The organism is Candidatus Magnetobacterium casense (assembly GCF_019173545.1).
GTDB lineage: Bacteria > Nitrospirota > Thermodesulfovibrionia > Thermodesulfovibrionales > Magnetobacteriaceae > Magnetobacterium > Magnetobacterium cryptolimnobacter.
Genome location: NZ_JABXWD010000139.1, coordinates 1 through 8,842, shown reverse-complemented (window position 1 = coordinate 8,842; position 8,842 = coordinate 1). Strand labels below are relative to the sequence as shown.

The window sequence follows — 8,842 nt, the reverse complement described above, 5'->3', positions numbered from 1 at the left end:
TCAAATACGCCTAAACCTAAGAAATTAACACTAAAAGACTTGGAGGTACTGGAGGTATCATGCTTAACTTAACACCTATGGGGCGGAGCCGCCCCTTTCTTTCTTGTATTGCACACAATCGAAAATAAATTCACCGTGCATTTACGAGGGTAGTATGGTAGAATAATGTCTTGTCGGCAGGCATGATTAGACGGATTAAAAATATGACCGAAATTTTTCTTTTACATGGAGATGTTTATGAGTATACTGATCGTTGATGACTCCACAGATATGTTAAGGCTGTTGCAGGTATTTTTAAAATCTGCCGGATATACGGATATCTTATTTGCTGAATCTGCGCAGCAGGCCTTCGAGGTCCTTGGAGTCGCTGATGCCGGTAGCCACAGTGCCCCCCCTGGTGTGGAGCTAATCCTTATGGATATAATGATGCCCGCAATCAACGGCATAGATGCCTGTGCCCGGATAAAATCCCATGAACATCTCAGGGACATTCCAATCATTATGGTATCGGGCGTCACGGAGGCAACGAGTTTGCAGGCAGCCTTTAATGCGGGAGCCGTCGATTATGTCACCAAACCCGTCAATAAGATAGAGCTTGTGACGCGGGTCAGGACAGTAATGAAGCTAAAGGACGAGTTTGACAACCGCAAGGCCCGCCAAGAGGAACTGGTGGAGTTAAACAAGCAGTTGACGGAGAAAAACAAGTTGCTCAATAAGCTGAGTTCCATTGACTTCCTGACAAACATTGCCAATCGCCGAACGTTTGAACAGATACTGGAAACTGAGTGGAGACGCTCCTTAAGAAACGCTTCCCCGCTGTCTGCACTGATGATAGACATAGACTTCTTTAAGCGTTACAATGACACCTACGGTCACATGGCCGGGGATGAGTGCATAACATCCGTTGCCAAGGCCCTCCAGGAGACCCTCAAGCGTCCTGCCGACATCGTTGCTCGGTACGGGGGAGAGGAGTTTGTCGTGTTGCTGCCTGACTCGGGAATCTATGGCGCCGTCAGTGTCGGTGAGGCCATGCGGAGGAGGGTGCAGCAATTGGCCATGCCACACGTCAACTCCGAGGCTGCAAACATTGTCACGGTGAGCATTGGGGCCGCCTCCGTAGTGCCCGAAATGGATACCGCAATGGTGGACCTGATTACTTCAGCGGATAAGGCACTGTATGAGGCAAAGCATGAGGGTAGAAACAGGGTAAAAGCCTACGTCGCCACTGAGACGGAAGCGAACGTTCCACAGCCACCTGCCCCGAAACAATACGAGCACAGGGCACGAAATGACCTGTCACAGGCCATACTCGATGGCCTTGCCATAAACGTCGCCGTCTTAGACCGTGACGGTGTCATTGTCAGCGTAAACCGGTCATGGCAGCAATATGCACTGCAACAAGACGCCTCCTGTCTGTTGGGCATTACCGAGGGGGCCAATTATGTCGAAAAGTGTTCTGCCACACAGCAACGGTGCAAACAATACAGTATGCCGGCCAGCGAAGGGGTTGAGGCAGTGTTCTCCGGTCAGACGCAACGCTTTGAGTTTGAGTACAGGTGTAGCGACAATATGTGGTTTCTCATGCACGCCGTCCCCCTGGACAGGGAAGAGGGCGGTGTGGTAATCTCTTATTTTGACATAACTCGCCTCAAGGGCGCAGAGGCAGAGATAAAGACCCTCTATGCAGTCGTTGATGAGAGCATCAACATTATATACATCACCGATAAGGACGCCAGAATACAGTACGTCAACAAGACCTTTGAACAGATAACCGGTTACACAAAGGCCGAGGTCATAGGCACCACGCCACACCTGTTGTCGTCGGGGCAGACCACGCATGAGCAGTACGAAGGACTTTGGAACACAATCTCCGCCGGAAAGACGTGGCGCGGTATCTTTAAAAACAAGAAGAAAAACGGGGAGTTCTTCTGGATCAACGGCCTCGTTTCCGTGATCAAAAATGACGCCGGTGAAATCACCAACTATCTGGCAATCCAGGAAGACATCACGGACAAGATGAAATCAAAACAGACCATCGAGTACATCTCCTACTATGACAGAACAACGCGTCTACTCAACCGTAACAGGTTTATGGCCCTGCTGGATCAGTGGATTGTCGGGCAGAGCGGCAGCGGGGCAGTGGGCGCCCTGCTATTGGTCAACCTGGATGCCTTTAAGCTCATCAACGACACCTATGGCTACATCGTTGGGGATGAGTTTCTGGCAAGCATCGCCGATATGCTCAGGCGCACGGTCAGTGGCGACGAAGGCGTCGATTATGACGCTGACAATCAGGCCGTCAACAAGGTCATTGTTGGCCGCATCGGAGGTGACGAGTTTGGCGTCTTTATTCCCGATATGGGTACTGCGGCGGCGGTTGAGCAGGCAGAGGGCATACGCAAACAGTTAGAGGCAATGCGCTTTTCCGAGTTCATGATACGCACCTCGGCCAGCATCGGGATCGTCATCTACCCCGAGCATGGGACATCCACCAGGGAGTTGATAACCCGTGGTGATGCCGCCATATACCGTGCAAAGGAGCTTGGCCAAAACCGCTGTCACCTCTACAGCAATGAGGACCGATACCTCGAAGATATTCAGGTGCGCCTCAAGGAGCGGGAACAGATCAAGTGGGCGCTTGAAAACAACCGCTTTGTCCCCTGGTTTCAGCCCATACTCGACCTCAGAACAAACATGATATCGCACTACGAGGCCCTGGCAAGGATGCAGGTGGATGAGAGAAAGGTGCTGTATCCACCGTCGTTTTTGTATACAGCGGAGAAATACGGCTTTATCGGCTCCATTGACAGGATGATTATACAAAAGACCCTCACCGTTCAGTCACAGGTTGTCCAAGCAAAGCCTCACCTGTCCTTTGGCATGAATCTGTCGGGCAAGGACCTGGGTGATGAGCAAATCCTGCATTTTATCAAAGACCAGATAGATATCCTCAAAGTTGACCCCACACGATTGATCTTTGAGGTTACCGAAACGGCTGCCATCAGCGACCTTGTCAAGGCCATAAGGTCTATCAGGGGATTGAAGGAGCTGGGCTGCCGGATATCGCTGGATGACTTTGGCGTAGGCTTTACGTCCTTTAAGTACCTCAAGGACATGGAGGTGGACTATATCAAGATAGATGGCTCGTTTGTCAAGAACCTGCTAAATAGCGATGAAAACCGCCACATCGTAAAGGCCATCAGGGACATGGCCGGCGGGATGGGTATTATGACCGTTGCCGAGTTTGTCGAGGACGTGGAGACGATGAATCTGCTCAGGGACTATGGGGTCGATTATGCACAGGGCTATCTCATCGGTAAACCCTCACCGAATCTTAAGCAAGAAGATACTTTTATCGTATAATGTAACGTTTCCCCAACTACAGAGAACTAAAGATATTGTCTGTTGCTGTTACAATTTCAGGGGTCAATCAGCCCCTTGTCTTTCATGGATTTTAGTATCTCCATAGCCTCCTTATGTGAGAGAGGGCTTATATATGGACGCTCCTCCGTAAGGGCTTGGTAAATATCGAGGCAGCACATCTACTTTCTTCTGCACCCGGACTTTTGCAAGAGGCTCCGTTGTTTAAATTATATGGGGTTACTTCTCCGCAAGACTGCGCAACTGCCTGAGTACCTTGATGGCATCCTGGGGGGTCATTTTATCGAGGTCGAGCTGCTTGAGCATGAACAATGCGGGGTCTTCCGGCTTTGAGAACAGGTCCAGTTGCTGTGAGGGGCGCTTCTTCTTTCTGAGTGACAAACCCATGCGTTGCGGGTCTTCGAACTCCTTTTTTTCGAGATTTGCAAGTATGTCCTTTGCCCTGTCGATGATGCGCTGCGGCAGTCCGGCCAGACGTGCCACCTGGATGCCGTAGCTCTTATCGGCGGAGCCTTTTACTATCTTGCGCAGAAATATTATCTCATCCCCCCACTCCTTCACCGAAACGTTGTAGTTCTTGACCCCCGTGGCAGTCAGAACAAGTTCTGTGAGTTCGTTGTAGTGCGTGGCAAAGAGCGTGCGAGCCTCCACCTCCGATGCGATGAACTCGGCCACCGCCCACGCAATGCTTATACCGTCAAAGGTGCTCGTGCCGCGTCCTACCTCGTCCAGGATGACCAGACTCTTTCTGGTGGCGTTGTTGACGATGTTTGCCGTCTCAACCATTTCGACCATAAAGGTGCTCTGCCCCCTTGAGAGATAATCCGCTGCACCGATGCGCGTAAATATCCGGTCTACGATGCCAATGGTGGCAGACTCCGCAGGCACAAAGGAACCCATCTGCGCCATCAGCACGATCAGCGCCACCTGTCGCATGTAGGTTGACTTGCCCGCCATGTTGGGTCCGGTGATTATCAGCAGCTTGTTCTCATCCAGGTCCAGGTGCGTATCGTTGGGAATAAATCGTGTCGTGCTTGTGGCACGCTCCACTACGGGATGGCGACCATCATTGATCTCAACCCTGGGGCCGTTGGTTACATCGGGGCGAACGTAGTTGTTGAGCTTGGCCACCGTCGCAAGGCTCTGAAGCACATCCAGCATTGCAACCGCCCCCGCAGCATCCCTGAGGTCCCTGGCGTAGTAGATGACCTTGTCCACGATCTCCTTGAAGTACTCGTACTCAAGGTGCTTTAAGCGCTCCTCCGCTCCCACGATCTTGTTTTCGTAGTCCTTCAGCTCCGGCGTAATGAAACGTTCGGCGTTGGCAAGCGTCTGCTTGCGTATGTAGCGGGAGGGTACCAGATGGAGGTTGGCCTTGGTTACCTCGATGTAGTAGCCAAAGACCCTGTTAAAGCTCACCTTGAGGCTGTTTATGCCGCTGGCAGCGCGCTCCTTGACTTCAAGTTCCGTCAGGTAGGTCTTGCCCTTTGTGGCGAACTCACGCAACGTATCTATCTCCTTGTTGACACCGTCCTTGATGATCCAGCCTTCCTTGACAGTGTTGGGCGGGGCATCCACTATGCCCTCGTCTATCAGCCTGATTAGCGACGTAAAGTCAGCAATGCCGGCGGATAGCTCTGTGAGATAGTCATAATATGTTATTACTCCCGGACGCTCCTGGTTGTTTACCGTGGGGGAATCCGTCTGATCACTGCCTGTCAGGAGGGTCTTTAAAGCGGGCAGTGTCGTCAGGGAGTTCTTTATGGCAACGAGGTCACGGGCGTTGGCATTGCCCTTGATAAGGCGCGTGGTGAGTCGCTCCACGTCCTGGATGCCCTTGAGTGTCTTGCGCAGTTCCTCTCTGAGAGCAAACTCATCGAAAAGCGCCTCCACGGCTGACAGGCGCTTGTCTATCACGTTTATGTCGATGGAGGGCTTCAGGAGCATGTCTCTGAGCAGACGGCCTCCCATGGGGGTGACGGTCTCATCCATCGTCTTAAGGAGCGTGTGTTCATCGGAGTGGTCTCTGAGGTTTTTGACCAGCTCGAGGTTTCTGATGGCCGCTGCATCGAGGAACATGCACGAGGCGTTGTTGAGCGGACGGAGTCTGTCAAAGGACAGGGCGGACTTCTGTGTCTGTTGCAGGTAGCTCAGAAGGGCACCCGCTGCCGATATGCCCGCAGTGGTCTGTTCACAGCCAAACCCCTCAAGCGTGGTCACCTTAAAGTGCTCCAGGAGCAAGGCATAGGCCTGGGGGTATTCAAAGTAGCCGTCGTCGTAGTACGTTGTGAAGTAGTTCTTCAGGACGATTGAGTAGTGGAGGTTCTTCTTCATGGACTCCGGACAGAGGACCTCTTTGACGGAGAACCTGTTGATCTCATCGGCCAGGGATTGTTCGCTCTCAAAGAGTATGAACTCGCCCGTGGAGACATCGGCCAGGGCAATGCCACACCTCAGTGCAACGGGAGAGAAGGCGAGCACGTAGGTGTTGTCCTTGGGATTGTCGGGTTCAAACGTTCCGGGGGTAACGACCCTGATGACCTGTCGCTTGACGATCCCCTTGGCCAGGGCGGGGTCTTCCATCTGTTCGCACACTGCCGCCTTGTGGCCGGCCTCGACGACCCGTCTGAGGTAGGTATCCAGGGCGTGGTGCGGGAAGCCGCACATCGGCATAGCGTCCTGTTTGTTCTTGTCCCTGGTGGTGAGGGCTATCTGGAGTATCTTGGAGGCCACAACCGCATCCTGCCCAAACATCTCATAGAAATCGCCCATCCTGAAAAAAAGGATCGCATCCATGTGCTCGTCCTTTATCTCCTGGTACTGTTTCATCAACGGTGTCAGTTCTGTCATATCTTGTACTGTAATGTTATATTTACAATGCTATAAAAATTTGACGTCATGATCAATGATAATATTACCGACACCAATATTGCAATAACGTGATATCGGAGTTTACAACAGGAAAGGGCTAAGAGGATACAAAAATTTCTTGCATAAAAAATTTTTTTTAGGTTATACTAAATCAATTGTTGATGAGATCACTTATTGATAATGTAACAGTACTAGGGTACACATAGGATGCGTCTGAATCATGATTACACGGATTAAATCAGGCGTGACGTAAAACCGATAATAAAATGGACTTCTAAATAAGAGGTAACGTGAAACCGATTGCATTTGTAAACGGTAACAAGAGAATACACACACCAGTTTTACCGGTATATTATCTTAATATGTCTGCATTTTTGTCTTCCCACGGGATAGATAACGATATTATAGAAGTAAAGGAACTATCTGACAAGGAAAAACCGATTGAACAGTATGATAGCTATCTGATTAAAAAGATACGGGAAAATGATTATGAATATATTGGAATAAGTATGTTCACACCAGAGTATCACTATACGATGAAGCTCGTCAATAAAATAAAGAAAACCCTTCCTGATGTCAAGATTATATTAGGTGGAGTTCATCCAACGCTAAGACCTCTGGACCAATTTGTATCAAATGCACCTGTAGACATAGTGGTAAAAGGAGAGGGAGAGTTTCCTCTTTTAGAAATCCTTCAACACAAACCATTACGTGAGATAAAGGGGATATGTTTCAGGGAAAATGGTGAAGTTATACAAAATCCGCCAAGATGTCTTACAAACGACCTTTCCCATCTGCCCATACCGGCTTATGATAAGATCGACATGGAATATTACCTGTATCCCAGGAAGTGGGGGTTAAGGTTTGCAGTAACGTCGTGTATACATTTTTTCACTGGTCTTGGGTGCCCTTTTAATTGTACATTCTGTGCAACGGCAAGCATATACAAGGCATATGGAGGTCCGAGAGTTGTCAGGTATAAAAGCGTAAATCAGGTCATCGAAGAGATTAAATTCTGCAAAGACAAGTTCGATATTGAATCATGTTACTTTCAGGACGATACTTTTACGATGAACAACAAGAGGGTTCACGAAATCTGTGACAAAATTATCGATAATGGCATTGACATTGTCTGGGGCGCTGAAACCAGGGTTAACTGTATCGACGACGCCCTGGTGTCAAAGATGAAGGTTGCTGGTTGCTGTCAACTGGATTTTGGCGTTGAGGCTGCAACAGATACAGCCCTTAAGAGAATGAAAAAAGGAACAACTATACAACAGGCCAAAGACGCATTTGATTTATGCAAAAAACACAAAATCAGAACCGGCGCTAACTTTATGCTAAACACGCCCGGAGAGACACAAGAGGACGTAGAAGAACTCGGTAAGTTTATGCACCGCATTGGCGCGACCACTTATCTCATGGGACTTACAATACCGTTTATTGGCTCTGACATCTTTGACCAATATGTTGGAGACCTCTCAATAGATGAATATAAGTTATATGAAACCCCCTATATGTCTAGTTCCATTATAGACAGCAGGTTCAGGTTGTCTGCACACAACCTGCCAATAGAAAAATATCTCTTCAGATTGAGACTTAGGTTCTGGTTCAAGCGCTTTCTCATTGATTTCCCCATCCAAAAGTGGTATCTCTCCTACCTTTTAAAGTCTAAATACAAGGGGAAGATAGCTCGGGTGGTTGTATCCAATTTCTTCAAGGTAATCCATGAGACTATTGAATATGTGGTGGATGTTGTATTGAAAACTCTCTCTATCGCAAAAAAGCCTCGATAAAAACCGTCTGTTTAAATCAGATGGCCACATCCCGACTACAAGCCTTAATTCAGCAAGGAGAGGGGTACAATGTGGAATTCAAGGAAAACTACAGCCCTGCCATTGCTCGTGAGATTTGTGCTATGGCCAATACCACGGGAGGTACGATTTTGATTGGCGTTACTGATGATGGCACGATCAAGCCGCTTAACTTCAGCAATAAACTCAGGTCGGAAATCATGGATTTGGTCAGGAATTTTGACCCACGTTTAAAGGTGTTTATCGAAGAGGCTGACGGTGTGATCATAATCAATGTCCCTGACGGAAATGAAAAACCATATTCAACCGGGGGGAGGTTTTATTTAAGACATGGCGCCAACAGTCAGCAGCTTTCACGGAATGAAATCAGGGACTTTTTCATGAAGGAAGGCCTGGTTGTCTTTGATGATCAGCTCAATCAGGACTTTGAGATTACACGGCATCTTGACCCGAAGATTTTCGACAGGTTTCTTGAAATGACTCGCATTTCAAAGATACTACCCGGTATCGAATTGTTGGAAAATCTTAGTGTAGTAAAGGACGGTAAGATGAAAAATGCCGGTGTTCTGCTTTTTAGCCGTGAAGTGACCAGATTTTTTATCCAGGCAACGATCAACTGTGTCTATTTTCGCGGTAAGGAAAGATATACGATCCTTGACAGAGAAGAGTTGGTAGCACTCCAAACAAGCGTGGACGATGTATAAAGTATTGAAAAAAAGTGGTTTATGTGTAATAATATTTGTATGTAATAACACATGCAGAAAGGAGAAAGACAT

At 48.6% G+C, this 8,842-nt stretch carries 4 protein-coding genes; 3 read left to right on the top strand and 1 reads right to left on the bottom strand.

The window, feature by feature from the left end:
• Positions 1-237: 237 nt before the first annotated feature.
• Entirely contained in the window at positions 238-3,363 is a 3,126-nt protein-coding gene (locus HWQ67_RS08895) for a diguanylate cyclase (RefSeq protein ID WP_218252332.1), read from the top strand.
• A gap of 237 nt (positions 3,364-3,600) precedes the next feature.
• Here HWQ67_RS08895 and mutS read toward each other — a convergent pair whose 3' ends face one another.
• Complete coding sequence (gene mutS, locus HWQ67_RS08890) at positions 3,601-6,231, bottom strand: DNA mismatch repair protein MutS (RefSeq protein WP_218252331.1); 2,631 nt, start codon at positions 6,229-6,231, stop codon at positions 3,601-3,603.
• Between the two features lie 311 nt (positions 6,232-6,542).
• Here mutS and HWQ67_RS08885 point away from each other — a divergent pair, with 311 nt between their 5' ends.
• Positions 6,543-8,048: a B12-binding domain-containing radical SAM protein gene (locus HWQ67_RS08885; RefSeq protein WP_218252330.1), complete on the top strand. Its 1,506-nt coding sequence runs from the start codon at positions 6,543-6,545 to the stop codon at positions 8,046-8,048.
• 71 nt (positions 8,049-8,119) lie between these two features.
• On the top strand, positions 8,120-8,770 hold the full coding sequence (locus tag HWQ67_RS08880; RefSeq protein WP_218252329.1) for an AlbA family DNA-binding domain-containing protein: 651 nt from the start codon (positions 8,120-8,122) through the stop codon (positions 8,768-8,770).
• The last annotated feature ends 72 nt before the right edge of the window (positions 8,771-8,842 follow it).

Coding starts and splice junctions, on each gene's coding strand:
- mutS (WP_218252331.1), bottom strand. CDS start 6,231: ATGACAGAACTGACACCGTTGATGAAACAGTACCAGGAGATAAAGGAC.
- HWQ67_RS08895 (WP_218252332.1), top strand. CDS start 238: ATGAGTATACTGATCGTTGATGACTCCACAGATATGTTAAGGCTGTTG.